The sequence below is a fragment of the Weissella sp. LMG 11983 genome (assembly GCF_025908495.1).
GTDB lineage: Bacteria > Bacillota > Bacilli > Lactobacillales > Lactobacillaceae > Weissella > Weissella fermenti.
Window position 1 is genome coordinate 430,834 of record NZ_JAOZFD010000002.1, and the last position, 21,686, is coordinate 452,519.

Annotated in this window: 24 protein-coding genes; 6 read left to right on the forward strand and 18 right to left on the reverse strand. The window is 42.5% G+C overall.

Going from position 1 to position 21,686, the window contains the following annotated elements; translation table 11 throughout:
* Nucleotides 1-20: 20 nt before the first annotated feature.
* The 13 genes from OIT45_RS11690 to OIT45_RS11750 form a co-directional block, all read right to left on the reverse strand.
* Nucleotides 21-224, reverse strand: a complete 204-nt coding sequence (locus tag OIT45_RS11690; RefSeq protein ID WP_264330286.1) for a CsbD family protein — start codon at nucleotides 222-224, stop codon at nucleotides 21-23.
* 103 nt (nucleotides 225-327) lie between these two features.
* On the reverse strand, nucleotides 328-1,137 hold the full coding sequence (locus OIT45_RS12600; RefSeq protein ID WP_277426395.1) for a CPBP family intramembrane glutamic endopeptidase: 810 nt from the start codon (nucleotides 1,135-1,137) through the stop codon (nucleotides 328-330).
* 252 nt (nucleotides 1,138-1,389) lie between these two features.
* On the reverse strand, nucleotides 1,390-3,750 hold the full coding sequence (locus OIT45_RS11700) for a hypothetical protein (RefSeq protein WP_199405040.1): 2,361 nt from the start codon (nucleotides 3,748-3,750) through the stop codon (nucleotides 1,390-1,392).
* 112 nt (nucleotides 3,751-3,862) lie between these two features.
* Complete coding sequence (locus OIT45_RS11705; protein ID WP_199405054.1) at nucleotides 3,863-4,165, reverse strand: hypothetical protein; 303 nt, start codon at nucleotides 4,163-4,165, stop codon at nucleotides 3,863-3,865.
* Nucleotides 4,166-4,377: 212 nt separating this feature from the next.
* Nucleotides 4,378-4,647 carry a hypothetical protein gene (locus OIT45_RS11710; RefSeq protein ID WP_199405053.1) on the reverse strand — a complete coding sequence of 90 codons (270 nt, stop codon included), beginning with the start codon at nucleotides 4,645-4,647 and terminating at the stop codon, nucleotides 4,378-4,380.
* A gap of 31 nt (nucleotides 4,648-4,678) precedes the next feature.
* Nucleotides 4,679-5,722 (reverse strand): hypothetical protein, encoded by a 1,044-nt coding sequence (locus tag OIT45_RS11715; RefSeq protein WP_264340096.1) that lies wholly within the window; start codon nucleotides 5,720-5,722, stop codon nucleotides 4,679-4,681.
* Nucleotides 5,723-5,761: 39 nt separating this feature from the next.
* Nucleotides 5,762-6,733: a hypothetical protein gene (locus OIT45_RS11720; RefSeq protein WP_264340097.1), complete on the reverse strand. Its 972-nt coding sequence runs from the start codon at nucleotides 6,731-6,733 to the stop codon at nucleotides 5,762-5,764.
* A gap of 40 nt (nucleotides 6,734-6,773) precedes the next feature.
* Nucleotides 6,774-7,592 carry a class A sortase gene (locus OIT45_RS11725; protein WP_264330291.1) on the reverse strand — a complete coding sequence of 273 codons (819 nt, stop codon included), beginning with the start codon at nucleotides 7,590-7,592 and terminating at the stop codon, nucleotides 6,774-6,776.
* A 363-nt stretch (nucleotides 7,593-7,955) separates the two neighbouring features.
* Nucleotides 7,956-8,552, reverse strand: coding sequence for a hypothetical protein (locus OIT45_RS11730; protein WP_264330292.1), 597 nt, complete (start codon nucleotides 8,550-8,552; stop codon nucleotides 7,956-7,958).
* Nucleotides 8,552-8,797 (reverse strand): hypothetical protein, encoded by a 246-nt coding sequence (locus OIT45_RS11735; protein ID WP_264330293.1) that lies wholly within the window; start codon nucleotides 8,795-8,797, stop codon nucleotides 8,552-8,554. The genes OIT45_RS11730 and OIT45_RS11735 overlap by 1 nt, the downstream gene beginning before the upstream one ends.
* Before the next feature lie 71 nt (nucleotides 8,798-8,868).
* Nucleotides 8,869-10,572 (reverse strand): DUF3991 and toprim domain-containing protein, encoded by a 1,704-nt coding sequence (locus tag OIT45_RS11740; protein ID WP_264330294.1) that lies wholly within the window; start codon nucleotides 10,570-10,572, stop codon nucleotides 8,869-8,871.
* Nucleotides 10,573-11,087: 515 nt separating this feature from the next.
* Nucleotides 11,088-11,915: an IS3 family transposase gene (locus OIT45_RS11745; protein ID WP_264330066.1), complete on the reverse strand. Its 828-nt coding sequence runs from the start codon at nucleotides 11,913-11,915 to the stop codon at nucleotides 11,088-11,090.
* Nucleotides 11,916-11,917: 2 nt separating this feature from the next.
* On the reverse strand, nucleotides 11,918-12,178 hold the full coding sequence (locus tag OIT45_RS11750) for a transposase (protein WP_264329950.1): 261 nt from the start codon (nucleotides 12,176-12,178) through the stop codon (nucleotides 11,918-11,920).
* 562 nt (nucleotides 12,179-12,740) lie between these two features.
* Between OIT45_RS11750 and OIT45_RS11755 the strand changes: the two genes are divergently transcribed.
* From OIT45_RS11755 to OIT45_RS11775, 5 genes are all read left to right on the forward strand, one after another.
* Nucleotides 12,741-13,016, forward strand: a complete 276-nt coding sequence (locus OIT45_RS11755; protein ID WP_199405066.1) for a hypothetical protein — start codon at nucleotides 12,741-12,743, stop codon at nucleotides 13,014-13,016.
* 211 nt (nucleotides 13,017-13,227) lie between these two features.
* Nucleotides 13,228-13,677, forward strand: coding sequence for a hypothetical protein (locus OIT45_RS11760; protein WP_199405028.1), 450 nt, complete (start codon nucleotides 13,228-13,230; stop codon nucleotides 13,675-13,677).
* 3 nt (nucleotides 13,678-13,680) lie between these two features.
* Nucleotides 13,681-13,875 carry a hypothetical protein gene (locus OIT45_RS11765; RefSeq protein ID WP_199405029.1) on the forward strand — a complete coding sequence of 65 codons (195 nt, stop codon included), beginning with the start codon at nucleotides 13,681-13,683 and terminating at the stop codon, nucleotides 13,873-13,875.
* A gap of 545 nt (nucleotides 13,876-14,420) precedes the next feature.
* The gene (locus OIT45_RS11770; protein WP_199405030.1) at nucleotides 14,421-14,786 is read left to right on the forward strand and encodes a hypothetical protein; all 366 of its coding nucleotides are present in this window, start codon (nucleotides 14,421-14,423) and stop codon (nucleotides 14,784-14,786) included.
* Nucleotides 14,787-14,809: 23 nt separating this feature from the next.
* Entirely contained in the window at nucleotides 14,810-15,370 is a 561-nt protein-coding gene (locus OIT45_RS11775) for a hypothetical protein (protein WP_199405031.1), read from the forward strand.
* Nucleotides 15,371-15,748: 378 nt separating this feature from the next.
* Here OIT45_RS11775 and OIT45_RS11780 read toward each other — a convergent pair whose 3' ends face one another.
* Complete coding sequence (locus OIT45_RS11780; RefSeq protein WP_199405032.1) at nucleotides 15,749-16,579, reverse strand: CPBP family intramembrane glutamic endopeptidase; 831 nt, start codon at nucleotides 16,577-16,579, stop codon at nucleotides 15,749-15,751.
* A 532-nt stretch (nucleotides 16,580-17,111) separates the two neighbouring features.
* Here OIT45_RS11780 and OIT45_RS11785 point away from each other — a divergent pair.
* Nucleotides 17,112-18,104 (forward strand): IS30 family transposase, encoded by a 993-nt coding sequence (locus OIT45_RS11785; protein ID WP_264329956.1) that lies wholly within the window; start codon nucleotides 17,112-17,114, stop codon nucleotides 18,102-18,104.
* Between the two features lie 1,048 nt (nucleotides 18,105-19,152).
* On the opposite strand, the gene OIT45_RS11790 is transcribed toward OIT45_RS11785, so the two are convergent.
* The 4 genes from OIT45_RS11790 to OIT45_RS11805 are packed head-to-tail and all read right to left on the reverse strand — an operon-like array spanning nucleotide 19,153 to nucleotide 21,569.
* Nucleotides 19,153-19,812: a hypothetical protein gene (locus tag OIT45_RS11790; protein WP_199404953.1), complete on the reverse strand. Its 660-nt coding sequence runs from the start codon at nucleotides 19,810-19,812 to the stop codon at nucleotides 19,153-19,155.
* Nucleotides 19,813-20,343, reverse strand: a complete 531-nt coding sequence (locus tag OIT45_RS11795) for a hypothetical protein (RefSeq protein WP_199404952.1) — start codon at nucleotides 20,341-20,343, stop codon at nucleotides 19,813-19,815.
* A 35-nt stretch (nucleotides 20,344-20,378) separates the two neighbouring features.
* Nucleotides 20,379-21,200 (reverse strand): CHAP domain-containing protein, encoded by an 822-nt coding sequence (locus OIT45_RS11800; protein WP_199404951.1) that lies wholly within the window; start codon nucleotides 21,198-21,200, stop codon nucleotides 20,379-20,381.
* 27 nt (nucleotides 21,201-21,227) lie between these two features.
* On the reverse strand, nucleotides 21,228-21,569 hold the full coding sequence (locus OIT45_RS11805) for a phage tail tip lysozyme (protein ID WP_264340098.1): 342 nt from the start codon (nucleotides 21,567-21,569) through the stop codon (nucleotides 21,228-21,230).
* Nucleotides 21,570-21,686 lie beyond the last annotated feature (117 nt).

Sequence of the window (21,686 nt, forward strand, 5' to 3'; positions counted from 1 at the left end):
CTGAGTTCAGTAAATTGTGATTATGACTTATCGCCGTTAATCTTGTCTTTAGCCTCTTCTACAAAGCCTTCGGCCTTGTCTTTGAGATTGCCCAAGGCTTCTTTGGCCTTTCCGGCAAGGTTTTGGGCTTTGCCCTCACCTTCTAGGTGCTTATCACCTGTAGCGTTACCTGCAAATTCTTTAGCCTTACCAGCTACCTTATCTACTTGATCATCAATTGACATAAAATTATTCCCCCTTTGTTAGATTGCTATAATCGTAGTGCAACCGTAGGCTGCACGTCAACTAAAATTTTGCCAGGGATAAGTGACAACTACCAATGCCAAGTTAATCATTGGTATTAAACTTGGCTAAGTTAGTCTCGTTCATAGATGGTCGCAACATCCAAATCGAAACAATGAATACAGGCAGGAAGGCAGTGATTAGGTCCCACCATGAACTGGTGCCACCGGCTGAACTGAAGTTGTACGTGCTGTCTAGCAGAGCGTGCCAGAAGATTGGTACCCACAAAGAGCCAGTACGGTAGTACATAACGGTGAAAATTAGGCCTAGGACAACTGCGTACAACACTTGTTGTACCGTTTCAAGCAAGCCTTGACCACCACCAATGAAGTTAATCAGATGTAGCAGTCCGAATACAATTGAACTCAATAAGGCCACATTGATAGCTTTGTATTTGCCGTTCTTAAGAATGGTTACTAACAAAACTAGCAAGGTTCCTCTCACTAAGAATTCCTCAAAGAAACCTGGCTGACTTCCCATTAGAATATTATAGATTGTTTCACTCAGACTAGTTTTGGGTAAGTTTGTAATCGTATCCGCAATTTGATCCCTAAACGACCAAGCAAAGGTTAAAAACAGTAGTGCCAATGATAGCCAGTCGATATCCTGACGAAGTCTAAAGTGGAATTTAATACTGCGCCAGTTTTTTATGATGTAGAGCGGTAAAACTGACAAGGCAAGAGCATATACAAAATAAATGACCGCCCCCAATAACGTTGGCCCATCGTTCTGCAGTAGTCCTAACGCTCTACCAAACAAACCGAAGCCTTTGTCTCTGACCACCACCAGTAGCTCAATGACTACATAGCTAATGATTAGCAATAAACTTATCTTAGATTTATACGTTAACTTCATAACCTTTTCTCCATCCGTAAATTTTCATTACCCAATGGATATTACAGAAATTTGACAAACTATACTAATTTACTTTTTGTGAGCTATAAGCAAAAAATAGTCAGTATGTATTTTTTCTCGCCTTCTTTGGGTTTCAGCGTGGCTAGTAGATGTTGCTGATTGCAGGATTTTAGTGTCCGTCACACTCGCTTAGGATTGCTATTGATTAAAAAAGACGATCATTTTACGACCGCCTTTTCTACATTATTTTGGTTAATTATGTGTCTTAATCACTTGTTGTAACGTCTTGTTATGCCCTTCATTTGCAGCTGCTAAACGCTTGGCATCATCGAGACGTTGATTTGCGATAAGCAATTGACCAGCAAGCAAGGTGCGCGCTTCAGTCTTCAAGTCGGCGTCTTTAAATGCTTTGTCGTAGACATCTAGTTTGCCGGCATTCAGATCTTCATCCAAATCGGCCAATGTTGGTTGATTGGTATTAGTTGCTGCTTTTGATTGGCTCGTTGCAGTTTGGTTAGCTTGTAAAGTGGCTGTGCGCTTTTCTTGGGTTGCCAGGCTACTCTTGAGGGTCGCAATTTCATCTTTGGTTTGGCGATTATTCTCCTGAGCCGACATGGTCATGTAGGTGCCACCAACACCAGCTGATAGTGCCACGATAGTGGCTAACACACCACCTGCAATCCAACCAGTGTGTTTACGTGGCTGTTCAGGTGCTGGATCCGGTTGCTGCTGTGCCTGTTGTAAAATAGGCGTGACTAATTCTTGCATGGTCTCAGTTGCTTTAATGGCTTCATCTGCTTTGGTAAACGCCGCTTGCGAACCACGTAACTCTGCCTCACGCGCGATAAGTTGTTGTCGCAATTGCGCATTTTGTTGTGTTAGCTCATCAACGGTTGATTGTAAGGCTTCTTGCCCGTCAGTAATTCTTTGTAGATTAACAGCCTCATTTTGGGCTGCAACAACCTGTGCGTAATTGGTCACGGCCTCATTGTGCTCTGCTAGGAGTGCTTTCTTTTCAGATTTAAGCAGGTCCTCTTGCTCATTAATTAGCTTTTCTAGCATACCTGTTGCATTAGCGCGTAGCTCTTCAACCAACTTATCGATTTGTGCTTGCGCTGTTGCCATTGTGGATTGTACTTCCCGTGTCACGGCCTGTTCACGATCTTGTTGTGCTTCGGCCATCAACGTTTCAATCTTTTGAAGACGCAAAGCGTCGTTCTCTTCAAAAATCACCTGAGGTAATGCTTTTTCTTCTGACTCCGCTTTAGCATCGATTTTGGCCAATTCCGTTTCATGACGTTGCTTTTCAGCCTCAATCGCTTGTTCATGGTCCCGCTTGATCTTATCACGGCGAACGGTTAACTGTTCTTCAGCTCTTGTCGCCAGTTCTTCATCTACACGCTCTTCGACGGTTTGCTTAAGCACCAAATCTGTTGGTTGTTCTCGCCAGGGAACGGTAATTTGATCCTGTAAGTCAGCCACAAGCGCCTGTAGCTTTTGACGATTATTGGCATTAATCTGCTCTTGCATAATGAGGCGCGTGTCATTAAATTGCTTAGCTAAGTTCAACATTGACGCCTCAACGTAATGATCTTCGTGTGGCGCGGGAAGATTAATTTTATCTGGTACATCAAAAAGTGGTACCGTCAAGTCGACCTGATCAAGTGAAATTGACAGGGTTGGCATGTCACCTAAGGTGGGTGTCACTTGTGATTGTGTCTCCGGATTGACAGGATGTGATTCAGCAACCAGCTCCCCTCTTTGAATATCCGACAATGGCATGGTGACTGCCGTTGGCATCTCAGACGTCTCCGTTGCTAGTCCTTCACTTGTTTCACGCAATTCAGATGAATAATTGTCTACCGGCATTTGTACAGCCGAATCCAGCAAATCATGACCCTCAGTCATCTCGGGTAAAATTTCCCCAACGGGATCAACATGCGTGTCAACTGTGGTTAGGGTTGGATCATTAATAATACCTGCTACCGTAATCACATCGTGATTAGTTAAGGCTTTGGCATAATCTGCTTCTTTGGGTAAATTAATCGCTTGGCTGGCTGTTGGTCTGACCCCGTATAGTTTTTCAAAGGGTACCCCATATACTGAGTCATAGTAGTTTAAAATGGTCTCAATATAGCCAACACGTTCATCATAACCAACTCGCTCATCATTAACATTCATAATGGTATGCGCGATAGCATGTGGTAAATGGACAAAATCAGATAAATTAATCGTCAATTGGTGACGATCAACAATTTGCTTTTGTTCAACAACCTTATTGATTTGACCAGTTTGTGGGTAATCATATTCAATCAGCTCGGCCTCAATAGCCCCTTGCTGGTCCGTTAATGTGTCATCAGCAAGTGATAACTTGAATACATTGTCGAATGCTAATAGCGTCAGATAAGGCTTAGTTGCTGAAAACGGCTTGGTAAAGCCGACGCTTGCAAGCAGTGACTGATCATCTTCGTCTTCACACATTTTGTTAAAATGAGCGAGTTGCTTTTTGAGAACACCAGGATCACTGAGTGAGATTTGAAATTGATCGTCAATCAAAAAGCCGGAATCGGCACTTTGCGTGCTTGATTTCTTAAATAGTTTAGTTAGTTTCATACGTCCGAACTCCCTTTGTGTATTTTACAAGGCATAGCCTAACGTACTTTACGGCTCCTACAAAAAGTGTGCAAAAAAGGCTAGCTCCCCTAAAACATGGGGGCTAGCCTTTTTACTGGGTTCGAGAGTGGCGAAAGGACTTCCGACCTGATTTTCTATTTAACTTAATAATGTGTGTCTGATAGTGAAAGGATTTCTGTTGTAATGCATCAGCCTCATCAAACAACTCTAACAACTTTACGTTTCCAATATGCAAATATCTAGCTAGTTCCTCAATACTGTTTAGACATTTCGCATCATCAACTATATAGGTCCCTTTATCGGCATTTTCCCACAGCAGGCGGCCCCGCTGAAGCACGCGCTCATCGGTTAAGTCACCATTGGCAATGGCTAATAATTCAGGTATCCAATTCATTGTCCAACTCCTTTTTATCCTTGATATTAACGTACTTACCCGCATACAGGTATTGTAAAATTATCTGAATCTGATAAGAATTCGTGGCATAAAATAAAGCACTGCCTTCATCAGACAGTGCTCTACAAACTAATATTAGGGTCGTAAGAAAAGGTGGTTATTCTTTTGATACTAAGGATAGTTTAACATGCTAAATATCAGTAAACAACCTATTATCGACGTTTCAAACGTGTATTTTTTAATCGCTTATATGCACACTCCTGATCAATATTGTCGTCATTGAATTCCGCCTCAAACTCTTCAAACAAAGTCTGTGCTTGGAGTAATGGATCGTCTTTAATATCATCCCACCGTCGTGAAGCAAAAAAGCCGTCCCCCCATTCCCCCATTTCCGGTCTAGTTTCAGTTAGCCAACTCAAGACAGTCAAAATGGCCAGCTCATCATTATTATATGCTAAATTTCGAAACTTATTTAAGTCCATATCATCAGCTCCATACGCTTCATTTTGCCAACTACTTCAATAGAGTGACGAACCAGTTGATAGCTTGCTGCACCAAACCAGTTGAACCGGTATTCGGCAATTCCTTTGCAGGGGACTCTTCCTTTGCAGGTGTTGCTTGTTTTTCGGCTGCTGAAGTGCTGTTAGTAACAGTATTCGTGACCTTATCGTTGTCGTTAAGTACCATGTGTGCAGTGTTCTTGAAGTTGACACCATCTTGGTTCGCCTTAACGTAAATCAGCACCGTGTCATTCTTGTATGCGGTTGTTTTGTCTGCATTTTCAGCATCTGTCGACTTCTTATCGATCTCGAACTGACGATTATTGTCTCCCTTATACTCATAATCATCAGTGACATCCTTGCCGTCTGCATTCACGACCTTATACCCGATGTAATCCACATAATCAGGCAAGGTATCTTGCCACTTCAAACCATTAATGTCCGCAGCTCGGTTCGCAGGCAAATCATCGGCTGTTAATTCATAAGTCAACTCTTGCCCATTCTTAACAGCTTTACCAGCAATACTTTGACCCGTGGCAGTATCTTTCACACCTAATTCGATATCCTTATGGGCTTGGAAATCCACAACTGACGACTCAACTTCGTTTGATTCGAAATTGGTGCCGTCAACAACCAAGTTGTAAGTATTCGCCAACTTAACGCCGTCTTTTTCAGCAACCCCGTAAACCTCAATGGTTGCAATTGGCGTTTCCTTATCAGTATTTCCGTTGATTGTCTTTAGAGCTTCTTCTGTATAGGCAGCCGAGAACTTGCCATCCTTTTCGGAAAATGTGAACTGATCACTAATATCCTTACCATCTTTATCAAATGCCTTCGCACCGGTGTAACTAAACCCGTCTGGTAGCGGATCCTCGTACGCTAACGACTTATACTGATCTCGTCCAGCTGGCAACGCTGATGCACTGAGGGAGTAGCTTAGTGCATCACCAGTCATAAAGACTTGTCCATTAGCAGAACCGTCAATATTCCCCGCGTTAGTTCCTGCGTCGACATCCTTTTGAACATCAGGCACCACTACCAATTTCGTCTTTTGCACAGTCACTTTTGTAGTTGGCTTATCAGGTTCTGTGGGTGCTTAAATCTTTGCTGTTGGTGCAGTTTCTGTCCAACCAGCATATTCATTTGACCCAGTACCTTGTCGATTTCGCGTTAACAAACGCCCGAGGGTCCAAGTGCCATCGCCGTTGTCCAGCGCATTGTATGGAACGCCAACTGACTCGTTGTTCTTAATCACATACTCATCGGTCTTATTGTTGTGTGAAATGAACTCATTCACCCCATACTTCTCATCTTTGACACTGTCGTAAATGCTTTGACCAGTATAAGTGGTATCCGCTCCACCTGAGATTTCTCCCTTAGCCTCATCCTTTGGGATACTTGCCTTAGGGCTTTGGGCAATGACTGTATCCCAGAATCCTGCCCCAAACTTCTCGGGGTTTTCCTTGCTAAAATCATACTTTACGTTTGTGACCACAATGGTGTTTTTCTTAGCATCGTAATGGTATGTGTATTGATAATTCAACTTACCATTCAAAAAACCACCATAATAAGCATTAAGGTTGAACACGCCACTTGATGTTTGATCACTTGCGAGCGCATTCATTTGCTTTTGATAATCGGCTAACTGAGATTGGTAGTTTTGGTATTCCGAGGTCGCCTTGTTGAGTTGATCAACTTGCTTTGCGTAATCTTGCTCGATAGCTTGCTTTGCATCGGCCGCTTCACTTGCCTTAACAACCTTTACCTTTTCAGTACCTTCATTAACCGACACACCCGCTGACTTGGCATCTGAAACTGCCTTATCAAGGTTTGTTGCATCCGGGGTCACAGTCAATCCCTTTTGCGTATCATCATTGCTCGACGTTTCGGTGTCTTTACCCGACTGAGTTGAGGCACTACTACTTGAAGAACTATTGTCGGTTGTTTTATCGGCTGCTAGTACGCGCATTGCTGGTAGTGTCGCAACACCCGCCAACGTTAACGTTGCCATCGCCATTGTGGCGTGACGCTTGAATTGCTTTGTCTCCTTATGACTCATTGTCTTCATGTTTATTCTCCCATTTCAATATCAAATTTAAACTAATTTCCTAGAATAATTGTGGAAAGAGGGCTCTCTCCGAATCACTTGCCTGACTAATTGGTTCACTCTTCACCAAATGACCTCGTAGCAACAAACGATTTTCTGGATGCAACGTAAATAATCCAGGCTCATCACACGTAATCATTGTTAATATTGCTTTCCCATGGCCAACGGAATCGTTCAAAACGTCCCCTTGCTTATAATTGACGACCTTACGTCCCGATACCTCATCTGAGGTCTTATTAAACTCATATGTGTAAAGACGTTTTCCATCCGTCAAATAAGCTTTGGGGGATTTATTAACATCAATCCCCTTTTGCATCGGGCTAAAGTATGTCACCCCATTGCCAAAGTTGTGGGCCGCAACTGAGAAGTTACCTTCACCCATGACCTCGCCAGCTGTTGGCGTACCCGCACCAGTTGCGAGTACTTTATTGCTAGCACCTTCATTAATGGGCAGGCTGCTAATGGGTTGCGTAACACCTGCTTGTTTTGGAACGGCAATGTAACCACGGCCATATAACTTTTCTGGTTCGTTCCGATACTTCTTCAATTGTGTTGCATTCGGAACCCCATTGTTTTGACTACCGTAGGCCAAGTTTTTCGCTGACTTCAGGCTTTCAGTAGACGCAATTGTTGTCTTAGACTTCTTTTGTAACGCAGCGGACACTTCTTGCACCTGATGATTGTTATACATATCGTAGCCAACCGCCGATACCGTCACTAAAGCCAAAACCGAACCACCAACAACCACCCATTTGCGCCAACGTGGTCGTCGTTTTTTCGTTGCCACAACGGATTGCTTTACTTCATTATGTAAAGGCATCTTACTCTCCTTTCTACTTTAAGCTATGCCAGCACAGCCATATCATGATCAAAATTGCAACAAGTGACGTGACATCAAAGACTCTTTGACGCCGCAAGCGTTTCTGTTGTCGCTTTAACATTTCTTGCCGTGTCACTGGCCTTGTCGTGTCGTTAAAGGATACCTTCCAGGGATCTTGACGTTTAACGACATAAAGTGGCATGGTACTAATCCCCCTTTCTAATAGCATCACCAGAAGGTCATATCGCTTTAACAGTACACCGAGAGTTTAACCCAAAAATCCGAGCACAAAAAAAGTGGTCAACCATTGCTGATTGACCACTGAGTATGTTTTGGACCATTTATATTTCCACTCGGGTAATGTTAGGACTGTTCATCTAACTGATAACCATCATCGTCAAAATGACCGATATACTTCAAAATTTGACTGTCAGTCAAAATCGTGTCCGGCTGTTCTTCACGATACTGCTTAACAAACGCTTCTGTCCTTAAGTATCGTTGATATTGCGCCTCAAGCTCAGGATTATCCGCGTTCAAAGCCATTTGCTTAGCAACGTCTTCCTTGGTTGGCAACCATTTTTGCCGCTCGCGTTGTTCTTGGGCCAGCCGATCACGTTCAATGCTTGGTAGTGAGACACGTTCATGGTCTTCATCTACCCACCCTTCGGGCATGTCCTCAGCCGCTACCCAGGTAATGTCTGGGTCTAAATCAACAACCTGAATGACTTGGGTCCAATCTTGACCGTAACGAACAGTTACTGCATATTCTCCCCCTTCATATGGTTCTCCCGCAGGGAATAAGGTGAGCAGGTCGTTACCGGGGATCACAAATGTCATAGTTTTAGTGTGATACTGAAGCTGATCTTCATCAAATAGCTGCAAAACAAGTTCAAACTTATCGTGGTATGGATTCTTTTGATAACTGATTAATTCACCACTATACTCTTTTTCATCATACATTATCTGCTTAACCCCTTTTCTTTGTGAATGACTGGTTGTGGTAATTCTACCTGAGAGTTAGCCAATTGACGAGTCAGATATTTTGTGATTTCTGTACTAGCTAACGTGATTTCATCAATGACATTACCGGGCCGGTCGGCGTACGCGGCTAACTTTTCCAATCCATTCGTCCACTGGCTCATATATCGCTCACTAACCGATCCTGGTTCAATGCCAAGATGTTTAAGAACAACATAGCTGGTCATTTCTGCTTGTAACTCTTTAATGTGGCGTGGATGTGAATGCTTGTCAGTGTTAACATGCAAAGACGCATGCCCTAATATTCATGAGCTAAAACACCAATACGGTCAGTTAACGGCAAGTCTGGTCGTAAAATAATGCTTGGTTTATCATTTTCTGATCGAGGTCTCACAAATACGCCTTTGGCAATCCCGTCGCGACTCATGGCTCTCCCCTGAGACAATAGCTTAATGGCAGACTGATCTTGATCATAAATCGTAATATCATGTTCCTTGGCAAAATCTTTTAATACCTGATAAATCTGGTGTAACTCATAATCAGATCGTTTTGTTTCCCGAGTTATCGGGCGATTTGGCAGTAACTTTGGTAAATCAGCTTCTTTGGCGTTTGTTTGCTTAATATCAAAAACAGTGCGATGTGGATACCATTTCTTTTCAAACGTCTCAAACTTACCATCTTCAGCGGCTTGACGCTGCTCAGGAGTCGCGATCGACCATTTAATCTCCTCTACTGGTGACAGCGCAATAAACTTGGTGATTTCTGGTTCACCATAAATACGTATTCCTGTCTCACCTTTATTCACTTGGATCCCATGTTTTTGGAATTGTTGATACCCCATCACAATTGTGGCATCCGGCCGTTGTGCGTAGATCAGACGCGTATTTTTGGCTGAATAATTTAAACCCTGGGCAATGAAGTCCAAATAGCGTTGGATTTCTTGGGGATTATCTTCATACTCACGAACGCGTTTCAGGGCGGCATGAATCAGTTCTTCATTGCGTTGATAGATGGCTTCCTTGCGTTCCTGACGATTCATCCGTTTTGAACGATCACGCTTGCGTGATTTTCGGGGGACCTTTGTCGCTTTTCTAATGACACGTCGTTCTTCATTCTGACGTGTCACAACTTCTGCCGTAGGAGTTTCTGAGTCAACGTCGTTACCTATCTCAGGCGTTTGAGGACTTAAGTCTAAATCACGAGGCTGTTCTCCTAAGGTGGCCTCAGAAGGAACATCCATTGCGCGAACCTGTTCAGTAGCTAACTCCGTAACACGCAGATTTTGCGACTTTAGGGCATCATTCCAATCCTTACTATCAGTTGGAATTTCACGTCGCCAAGTAAATTGCTCATAATCAACGGACATGATGCGTTTGGCTACTTCGTGGCCTGCCTGGTCATTGTCTGTGGCGACAATCACCTCATGGGGTAACTGGCCATTAATCGCCAACATTCGCTGTAATTGTGGCAATACCTTCTCATGCTTGGTACCTGATAAGGAAAATAATGTCGCGTTCTCATGCTGTAAAGTCTCCCAATGCATTTGAGCATACGACAATGCATCAATCGGTGCTTCAAAAATAATCAATTTATCTGCACCGTTTCCTGTGGTGAAAGAATGACCATACTGCTCATTCGAACCTGCTGCACTCCGTTTTTCGGTTCCACGTTTGGGATAACGCTGATAATCAATAATAGTTCCCTGAATATCAGCACCTACAACTTTCCCCGATTCATCACGCCACGGAAATAGCATAGGTCCGAGCTGACCTTGCTGGTTCCGATTTTTTCGAGGTAAGGTTTGTACGAAAACGCCTCTATTTCTCATCTCTCGCACGAAATCAGGATTCAATCCCCTTTGTGTGATCAAATAAGTTTCGGCTTGCCAACGAGCTTTGTGACTGGATTCTAACGGCCAGCGTCCCCAGTCAAAATGATACTGGCGTTGCGCCACGTTCATTTGACTTTGGTAGTGCGCTTTTTTATGCTCGTCCTCACCCAAATATTGTTCACTAAACGTTTCCCAAGCTTTCCAGGCTTAATTCTTATCCAGATTATGCCACGCAGCAATAAAATTTCCTAAGTCACCAGCCTGTTGTCTAGAATTCCAATAAAATAGATTCTTTTTAAGCGAAAAAACGAGACTATCATGTTCCACCGAACGTAATTGCTGGTGTTCACGTGTATAACTAATGCCTTCATGGGCTCTGATGTCAAGACTCCGGACCTCTTTTTAGAGCCCGCTAGGGCTCGTACCACGAAAATTTTTCAAAATGACCTGATTTCGTACAGATTTTGGGTCATTTTTTAATGGGGTCCAGGGGTTTTGCCCCTGTGCCTGCCGGAGGCTATGGAGTTACGGTGGTCTAGTTTGGATTTTGTTGAATTTCACAAGTCTGAGGGTATAGCAAATAAGCACTTGTCAGAGTGATTTTTGGACTTCACAAAGTCAGTGCTTGTAAACGCCGGTGTATAGGCAAATTTGTATAATCGCGTTTATGTCATCTAGAAATTGGTCTAGGCGGCATCACGGAGTGATATACGATTGTTGTTATACCAGTTGACGTACCATCCAACAGCGGCTTGCACATCAGCGATACTCTCGAAATCCTGTTGGTAGATCAGCTCCCTCTTGAGTAACGAGTGAAAACTTTCGATGCGGGCATTATCGTAAGGGTGCCCTTTACGGGAGTAAGAGTGCCTAATACCTATGGACTCCAGTGTATTTTCAAACAATTCGCTGGTATACTGGCTTCCCATATCGCTATGCACATACAGTGTTTTTTCACCTCGTCTTAGCGCCTTAACGATTACTGAGGTTGCTAGTTGAGCTGTCATCGTATCTGCGATTCGATACGACAGCACCTTACGGTCTTCCGGATCATATGCACTAGCCATGTAAACCCATGTCTTATCGGTCAACTGGATATACGTAATGTCAGTTGTAATTACGCCACTTAGGTCATCCAGATTGATAATGAGATTTGGCATCTGATCTTTGTCATTGACTGTTGTAGGCTTGTTATATCGCTTTTGCATACGCGATTTCAAGCCAGCTTCACTCATCAATTGCCATACAAAGCGGTCGCTGATTGCTAGTTTGAATAAGTCGCGCATGGTTTTAGCAATTCGTCGATAACCATAAATGCCTTTATTGGCTGTGTAAATTGATTCGACGGCAATTCTCAATTTGTTGTGTTGTATTTCTTGTGCGCTCGGCTCCCAATGGATCCAGTCAGAGTAAGTGGACATTGGAATTTTCAAAGCACTCAGAACGCGTGTGATGCGGTGCCCCTGTACCAAATTTTTGTGGATAATTGGTAAAACAACACTTCTACCGCGCAAAACTAATGTTTTGCCAGCAACACCGCCGCACGTTTTAAAATTTCGAGCTCTTCTTTCAAAATTGCGTTTTCCTTACGCAACTTCTTCAATTCATCAGCTGATATTGATTCGCCATTCACTTCTACAGGCGCATATTTTTTGACCCAATTCCGAATTAAATCGGCTGAAGGACCGTATTCCTTGGATAATTCATCGGGCCGACGGCCCGCTTTAACCATCTCCACGATGGACTTTTTAAAGTCCTCTTCATAACGTGTAACCATAAATAAAAATACTCCTATGATGATATTTTACCAAACTAGAAAAACTAGTCCGGAATCTCATCATAAGAGCAATGATCCAAATAGGCCTGAATTGGAATCGACTTCATGTCTTTAAGTTTGACCATACTAACACCTCCTTGTGTGCCTTCAGTTTAAATAAAAGGCTTGGACACACAAAAAGTGGTTAATAATTCTATTCCAATCAACATGCCCCAGACCCCGCTGGGCGGGGATCCATTTACCCCCAGTCCCCTAATATGGGGGTCTACTTGCCCCCGTCCCCGTAAACGGGGCCCACATACGGGCTTTCCGCCCGCTACCTGTTATATCCGGCTTGTGTCTTATGTGCCTATCATTTATAGCAGGTACCAGTGACTTCTAAGCCATTCGGCTAAGAAGCACTAGATCAAACACAAGGGTAAATGGCACGGCTAAGCCGCCCTTGTGTTTGACCTGCCACCTACTAAAAATTTCCCGTCACAACGACAAAAGCCAGCTACAACAGGTAGTAGCTGGTAGAAAGGTTTTCAGTGACGATTATTTTAGCAAGGAGACCATACACATGGCAGATAAATATTTCCAACGAGCCACCCAATTCGTTGCAACGCGTGGTCGTACCCCTTTTAACTTAGGTAATGGCACAGCACTTATGGCAGATGAAAAACCTGACGATAAAGGACGCTATGCCATTCGAGTTTGGGAAATTTCTCCAGACGGCACTATTGGCGACCCTATTACGACTGTTACTTTTTGGCGAGAACATAACCATAAACTTGTTGATTGGTTCAACATCAGCGATATTTTGCAAATTGCCATGAAATATGACGTTTTAAAATGAAAAGGAGCGACTATGATACTCAAAATATTTAGCTGGGACGTCTATCAACCCGAAGGATATGACGAACGAATTGTGTCACGAAACACCTTTGACGGTGTCCAAGAGTTGAATTTATCCGACAGAGAAGCAACAGAATTAATCAACTACATTAAACAAGCGCTCCACGAGAAGAGCCATGTAACTTTACGTTTAGAGAAATAAGGAGTTAAAAATGCCACGTCAATACTTTGATGATTTTATTAAGCTAACACTACCTAAAATGGCACAAGCCATTTCTGATATGACATACAACTACAAGGAAACCAAAGTACCAGCCAAGCACTATAAGGAGGCCCTATCAACTGGATATGAAGAAATGGTCGAAGCAAACGTCAGCGTTAAGCTGGTAGACACGATTTACAACGTGTTGTCAGGGCTTGAGAAAGAAAGTCCCCGACTGTTTTACCAAGCCTTATTACTGTTAGATACAGGCGTTAAACCAAATTCGTTGACTGCTGAACAGTATCAAGCCATGACGGTAACGGCGGACCGCTATGAACAACAAAAAGCGCAATCAAAACGAGCTCACATGCTCGAACAAGAAGCACATGATATTTTCAACGACGTCTTGAAAAATGGCGTTTTGTACCGAATTGAAAAGAACTCAGACGAAGGAGAATGACGTATGAAAGCGACTATCACATACGAAGAAATTTTGACACGGACAGTCGAAATAGATGTCGATACAAATCGAGATATATTGACGCAGGCACGTGAATATTATCTGGACAGCAAAATCATTTTAACCGGTGACGACTTGCAAGTCAGTTCATTCATGGTAGAGACGCCCAGTCAAATTTTTGACTGGCAAGAAATATAATCAGCACAGGCAGGCACCCTGTCTGTGCCCCTGCATACCCCAGGCCCCACACGTGGGGTTCTATTCCCCCCCAGACCCCGTAAAACGGGGCTCCAATGTGCTGCCTTTTGCAGCACCATCCAATGGGCCTAACTGAATATTTCTTTTTGACCTCTGTACAGTAATACAGACAGTTACTGCTAAGTGCATTGCACTAAGCAGAACTAGGCAGCACGACAAGGGTAAATTGCACGGCAAAGCCGCCCTTGTCGCGCTGCGCTGTCTGTATAATGTAACGCCTGTCAAAACGAAATAATCATTCAGTTATCCCATTGGATAGCTGATAGAAAAGGAGCCCTGGACTATGCCACCTTCAACACTACTGTTTTTTATTGCCGTTACGCTGTTTACCGTCATCTATTTGATTGTGTTAATAATTTTTGAAGGCATCCTAACGGCCTGCCAACACGTATTCGAAATTGGCCATGATTGGCATCAAAAGCATTATCATAGTAGATAACCAACGATGCTTCATACAACGTCATTAGGAAAGGAAGGTATCACTCATGTCAATATTTGAAATGTCTATCACACCACAACGATTTTTAGCGATTAAAAACAACAAATTGCGGGCTTTGGTAACTAGTCATGATACCCATGACTACGCCATTGGTGATATTATACTTGTGTTCCCGTTTGATTCCGATGCGCAAACATTCCTACGCTTCGATGAATTTTTGGGACACTTAGTGCCTCTAGCTCAAGCAACCCAACAGCCACTATCTTCAGAAGGGCTATTACTGGAGATTTGCTATATCGATTCAATTGATAGCCAACATTACGCACTTAGTTTCCAATTGGTAACGCATCATATGAAGCGCACAGCCATTTTTGCTAAACTTGAAGCACAAGGTAGACAATTATTAAAGTGATAAACCAGTAAAGGACTGATATTTTGAACTCACTATTTGTGGACTCTAACGTACAAACCCTCCAAATTTATTTTATTGGGATTACGCTCCCATTTGTAGCACCAGACGGTACCATCCAGGAAACCCCAACGCGCTGGTTAAAACTATCAAACGACTTATACGCAGCACTCAAGCATGATCAACTAGAGGTTTCGTTTCTACTAGACAAGCTCATCAATGTCGAATCTGGTAACCATCGTCAAATCAGGTTAGCCCGTATTGTTGCGACTGCCACGTCTGATTTTGAGTATATACAGCGCCAGACATCCTTACAATTACGAAAAAAGACTGATCTGATTGGCGCTCGATCACAATTCATTTTCCCAGAACGCTTGCTGTCTGCTTACGTCTATGATGCGTTAACTTACCTTTACCATGACTACTCGCCAAGAAGTCATCGCGCAATTTATCAGGATGCGGCTTTATGGCAACGTAAAATGGCGCAACATGGCCATCCATCTGCCCTTCGCTTAAAGTCGATAGAAGAACTACGTCTGGCAGCTCGTTTGCATCGCCAATTGGCAAAGCAACACGAAACTCGTTGATGTTTAGTTGAGGACTGTGATAGTCTAATGCTAGATTGGAATGTGGCCGCCATTAAAGATCGCATCTTTTAGTAGCAAACATCTTACCTGGGATGCTATATCAAAAAATCATGACTGATAGATAGTTTTGTGTTAAATCCTCCTTGAATATATATACGAAACGCTACTAACAAAAGGGACCTTAGATTTAAACAATCTAAGGTCCCTTTTGTTAGTAAATCAAGTTAAAGTGAACGTTCTGACGTGCAAATTAGTGCATAATTGTCCATTTGCGTCTATTTTTGAAGCTCTCAGTGGGTTTCTCAGCACCCTTTTAACGATAAAAATCGAATATATTTATGCTACTTCTTAAATTAAACAACGTAATTGCTCATTGCATTAATACTTTAGCTTCAAAATACTAGGGTATTTTTTCATCGTATAGTACAGTCCAAGTGCTACAAGCGTATATAACAGAATAGCAGGCAACGATGTTTCAATACCAAAGTCACCGCCACTAAGCAGAAGGTTACCCTTTAGCGAGTCGTTAAAGGACAATGAAAAAAGTGGTGATTCACTTAATGGTGAAACTATTAAAATATCCCAAACAGAGTGTACCAAAGCACCGGCCCAAATGGATCCAGTTGCGATTCTAATCATACTAAACATAATACCTACCGCGGTCCCACCTAAAAGTAGCATAATTATGCTTGCAATACTTATTGCCCCATTTAAAATGTGTGCTGCTGCGAACACAAATGATGGGAAAATTACAGCTACTAATGTTCCTGAGTATTCTTTTACCTTTGAAAATAGTAGTCCACGGAAAATCATTTCTTCTGTAAAGCCAGCCGTAAGACCAGATATGATTGCTGCAATCAAAGTAAATATTGCATTGTTGCCTGAAAGATTTGGATCAGGAACGATACTTCCATGAAGAAGAACCATCATAACCAGGTTTAGCACCCATGGTAATACCAGTGCGAATACAAACCACCACCATTTTATGCCGATAAAATTAAATCCAAGTGACTCCGGACCACCTTTTTTAAATCGAGCGAATAACATTAACGTGATAAAAACGAACAAAAGATATGTAAAATAGCTTACGATACCTGTGAATTTTTCAGGAAATACCGGTGCAACCATAGCACCGATGAATTGGCCTAAAATCAAATAAGCGACTCCAAAAATACTGATAGCAATTGTTTTTAATGATCTAACTAACATAGAATCCTCCTCTTATAAAACAAAGCGCAATAAATATAGCATTTTCATGATATTGAAAATAACTAAGTATTTAAATTCTATCGGAACTTTTAGTCGTTTACCAAACCGCTAATGATTACTCAAATTAATGCTGCTACTAAACTTTTCGTCTAATCGGCTTACTAGCTTGACGTTTCCAAAAGCGCGTTTCTTAATGCTATAAACACCATTGTAAAGTACCGGAACTCCAAGCGATTTCGAACGTGTTTCATTTCCAACGTGTCCCCCATGGCTATTTCCGATTAAGTACACAGGCGCTGATGTCAAGACTTCGTACCTTCCCCAAAAAAATTTTCAAAATGGCCTGATTTCTCGAATTCTTTTTTATATCGAATCGTATGAAAAATGATCCTCTGTTATTAATTTACAGGACGGGAAAAATGATCCTTGAATTTACAATTCAAGTGCAACACTAAGCTAAATAAAAACTGACTCATAATGAACCAGCGTAAAATGTAGTTTGTCTAGAACATACAGAACGCGAGGAAACATTATGAGTCATTATCATCAGCTTACCGCATTTGATCGCGGACGTATAGAAGTTTTACTCAGAGAAGGGTTGTCAATGCGTAGCATTGCAAAAGAAATTGGTAGAAGCGCTTCGACAATCTCTCGTGAGATTGCCCGCTGTGTTGGCTCAACTTATGAAGCTGAGGATGCCGATCAAAAGCACATGCTTGCTCGAACGAAGTCGCATAAACACCGAAAGTTAGATAACACTGAACTGCGAGAACTAGTTATATATGGAATTAATCAAAAACATTGGTCGCCTGAACAGATAGCTGGTCGACTAAAGATATCAAAAGGTCATACGATTATTAGCGCAAATACAATCTACCGAGCGATTTATAGAGATAACTTGGGCCAGCCGGTGAAAAGTCACAAAGCTCGGGGCATTGCTCGTGCGCTTCGGCATAGAGGAAAAACTCGACATACTAAAGGTCATGTCGAGCGTCGAGGTAAGATTAGAATTCCAAATACGATTGACGAGCGACCTGCAGAAGCAGGTTGTCGCTCTCGAATTGGAGATTGGGAACTGGACACTGTTATTGGCCGTAAAGGCGGTCAAGTATTGGTCACAATGGTTGATAGGAAGACCAGAATATTACTTTCAAAACGAGCGGCATCAAAGAAAACCGTCGATGTTATGAGAATCATAGGTTCAATGCTAGATTCCCTTCCAACTAGTCAGATACAGACTTTAACTCCAGACCGCGGAAATGAATTCAGTGCGCAAGATGAGATAACAAAGAAATTCGATGTCCAGTTTTACTTTCCTGATCCCCACGCTCCATGGCAACGTGGGACCAACGAAAATACAAATGGGCTAATCCGTGAGTACGTCCCTAAAGGGACTGCAATCGAAGATTATTCAGACGAATACATTGAACAAATGGTTGAGCAAATTAATAGCCGACCTCGAAAGCTTTTCGGCTGGAGATCGGCTAAAGAATATTATTTATCTCAAGTGTTCCGGTTGAATTGACAATTCACCTCTTAAAACTTATTGGCACTCGGTCATAATTCATTTGCTTACATCTAGGATGGGTTAAATTACCTTTACCATGACTGCTCGCCAAGTAGTCGTCGTGCATTTTATCACAATGCTGCTGTATGGTAACGTTAAATGACGTAACATGGCCATCCATCTACCCTTCGATTAATGTCGACAGCAGAACTACGTCTGGCAGCTCGTTTGCATCGCCGACTAGCCAAGCAACATGAGACACGTTGAGTGTTGCATGCTTGTGTGGTAAAATTCAGCTAACTTGGAATGTGGCTGCCATTAAAGATCGCATCTGTTAGTAGCAAACATCTTACCTGGGATGTCGTCTTAAAAAATCATGATTGCTAATTATTTGTGAAGTCTCCTTGAATATATCAAATCGCTACTAACAAAGAAGAGCACTGGATTGATGCAGTCTAGTGCTCTTTTCACATTAAATATTTACTAACTAATTTAGCTGTAAACTTACTAACACTTTATTGGGTAAATACAAGAGGCGTAAAAAAAGTTGCACATTTTGGACAAAAACGTGCAACTTTTCACAACAGGGTAGACACAAATAACGCTAAGCGTTAGAATGGTTTCTATTGATGATTAGTTGATACCTGCAACTAATCATCAATAGGATGTCTCATCCTAACAATTTATTAGTTACCCACGAGTGAATTCCGTCAAGTAACCCTGTACTTGTTATCAAAAAGGACATCATATATGTGAACTCACCTCAAAAAACCACTTACATGATGTCAGCTATAATGATAATCGAAATCAGAGTGACTGTAAACTAATTCTTGTTAGGATGTAGTGAGCCCCCGAAAGTTGTAACTTACTTTCGGGGGCTCTTTATGTTGTTGTGAAAAAACGTTATTCTTCTAAAAAGTCTGATTAACACTAAAATATGCCATTATATAAACAGGCGTTCTCTCCTATCAATTCGTGCATAGTTGCCCATGTTAGTCTACTTTTGACGCTCTCAGCGCGTCTCTCAGCATCATTTTATGGCGAATTATGGCGAAAATTTGGTGTGTTACTTGCCTAAGTTCAAATCACTAGAAAATTTTTCGTCCAATCTAGCAACACGGTTCACTTTATCAAAATCCTGAGTTTTGGAGTTGTAGCTACCGGCATATAGCACCGGGACTCCAACAGAATTGGATCGTTTTTCATCACCCAAGTGTCCCCCATGAACAGTGCCAATTAAATATACCTGGTTCGTATCTTCACTTTTCAGGTCATTCAAACTGACGAATGATTGCTTGTCACTCATGTACGAAGTCAACTTCATGGTATCAATGTAGCTATGTCCTGTTCCATCATCGTCATTAGGCAATAATGCAGTTGCATTTTCAGCACCTAACCGTTGCGCTAAATCTGTGCGATTTTGATTATATTGTTTCGCAGACTTGTACTTTCCCAAACTGTCCAAAATCGTACTACCTTGCTTTTGAATTTCAGTCAAATCATCGGCTGTTTCTTGATCACGGTTATTAGTTGCTAACATCCCATCCTGATACAACTTCGTTGCGGATTTGGTCTTCTCTTGAACGCGTTGATATTGGTGCCGCTTACCGGCGAAAGTCTTGTGACTTGCCTGATTTTTTGCAACGGCGCTCACTGTTAGCAGTGCAGCCCCAGCTATTAGAAACACTAACAGACCAAGTAAGTATTTGTCGCGACGTGTCATCATCTAATTACTCCCTTTATCGTAGTATTGATATCCAGTAAACCTATTCTGGTAGGCATCATACTGCAATATCATCATATGGGCCTCAGTTTGATTCTCTTTGAAGATAACCATAACGGGGACATCGGTGTAGTCGGTGACTGCTGATACTTTGATGTCAACATCATCGCCACTTGGGTAAGTAGTCGATATGATGGGATCACTACGTTTAGTTGATGCTGGTAACAGACCGCTTTTTTTAATCAACTGATAACGCAAGTTTACATCACCATTGTCGACCAGAATGTTAACTAATTTACGAGCCGACTCTTGCGCACGGTTTAATTCATCCGTCAGATTCATTTTTTGAAGTTGTTTCGTCTGACTTTGTATCTGCTTTAATTGTAATGTGGTGTCACTTGTCTGTTTTGTCATGGCTTCAACTTGAGCATTTGTCTGCCTCGTGTCAGCTGATAGATAAAACGTTGTGCCAACTAGCGTCAAAAGAGCCATCACTAACGCAGCATACAACCACCCAGTCCAAATTTTACTCATATCATTTTTGTCTCCCTTTACTACGCCATTTGCTATTACCACTTTAAGTGATACTGACTGTTATCTCCTGGATAAGCATAAACGGCTTGGTACTTCTCCATATACTCTTTTGAAACAACCTCAAAGTTCCAAGTAAACCGCTCGCCATTAGCCGCTCCAGACATCCCAGGAACATTCTGCTCTACAATCAGCATATCACCATTTTCAAACACGTGTTCGACAATCCCCGTGTGTCCAGCCGGGGTGTTGTTACCACGTGAGAAAATAGCCCCAGCCTTCGGCTTGGTGGATAGTTTTGTCATGGATTGATCCGCAAATCCTTTAGCCGTATCAATCCCATTTCCCATCTTATTGCCGGTTAACCCCCAAATAGCATTCCCATAAGCAACTGATAAGCCGACACATTGATCGTAGGATGCCGCTGAAACACCAGCTGCAATCCACTTCTCGCCGTTACCACGAGGACCAATCAATTTAGCCGGATCGTGTGCGTACTTTTTAACATCGGCAGGCAGCTCGTCATATGTCTTCCATGCTCCCTTTGCAGCTTGGCCAGTGTATTCTTCATCAGCTGACGCATCAACGTCACAGCCGCTATTCGCTTCATTAGCAAGGGCTTCATTGTTATCAATGGTATCAGTCACCGTGTTATCTTGATTAGAATCATCCACCGGACTGCCTGTAATATTAGCACCACCAAATAACTGATAGGCAGCTTGGGCAGCGCTAGATTTGCGATCGTCGTATGCCGCACCTCGCTCATATAACTTAAACCATGATTTTGAGGCCTCGACCGGATCGGTCAATAAGCTATAATCATGACGCCAGCTTGCCTTCTGAAGCTCGCTAGTCCACACAAATTCATTTTGGGCGTTAGTATCTAGCTATTTTTCAGATCCCAATGGGGCAAACTTATCATACGGTGTGAATTGATAGTACCCGCCACCTCCACCGACTGGTACAACACCTTTAGAAATTTGAGAAGAGGCATCGTCAGTGTAGTGACCTTGCGCTCGATCAGGAATTGAGAAACCACCTTCAACATCTACGTTTCCTAAAACGCCAGCGCTAGCTGCACCACTGAACCCTTTACCAACCCAATAGTCCCAAATTTCCTTGGCGTGTTGGTTGGCAGTTGTACCCTGTACAGTCCAATTACCAGTGACGGTATCACCACCGCCACTATAGTTTTGTTGCGTGGTCGTACAGTCCGCATCGTTAGACATGAAAATAGTCATGGATACGACTAGACCAAAAAACAACAGTAGTGTCATCAAGCATGCTGCAATGATGAATTTTACCTTGAACGATAAGGCGTACCATAGTCGCCAAAATCCTGTTGC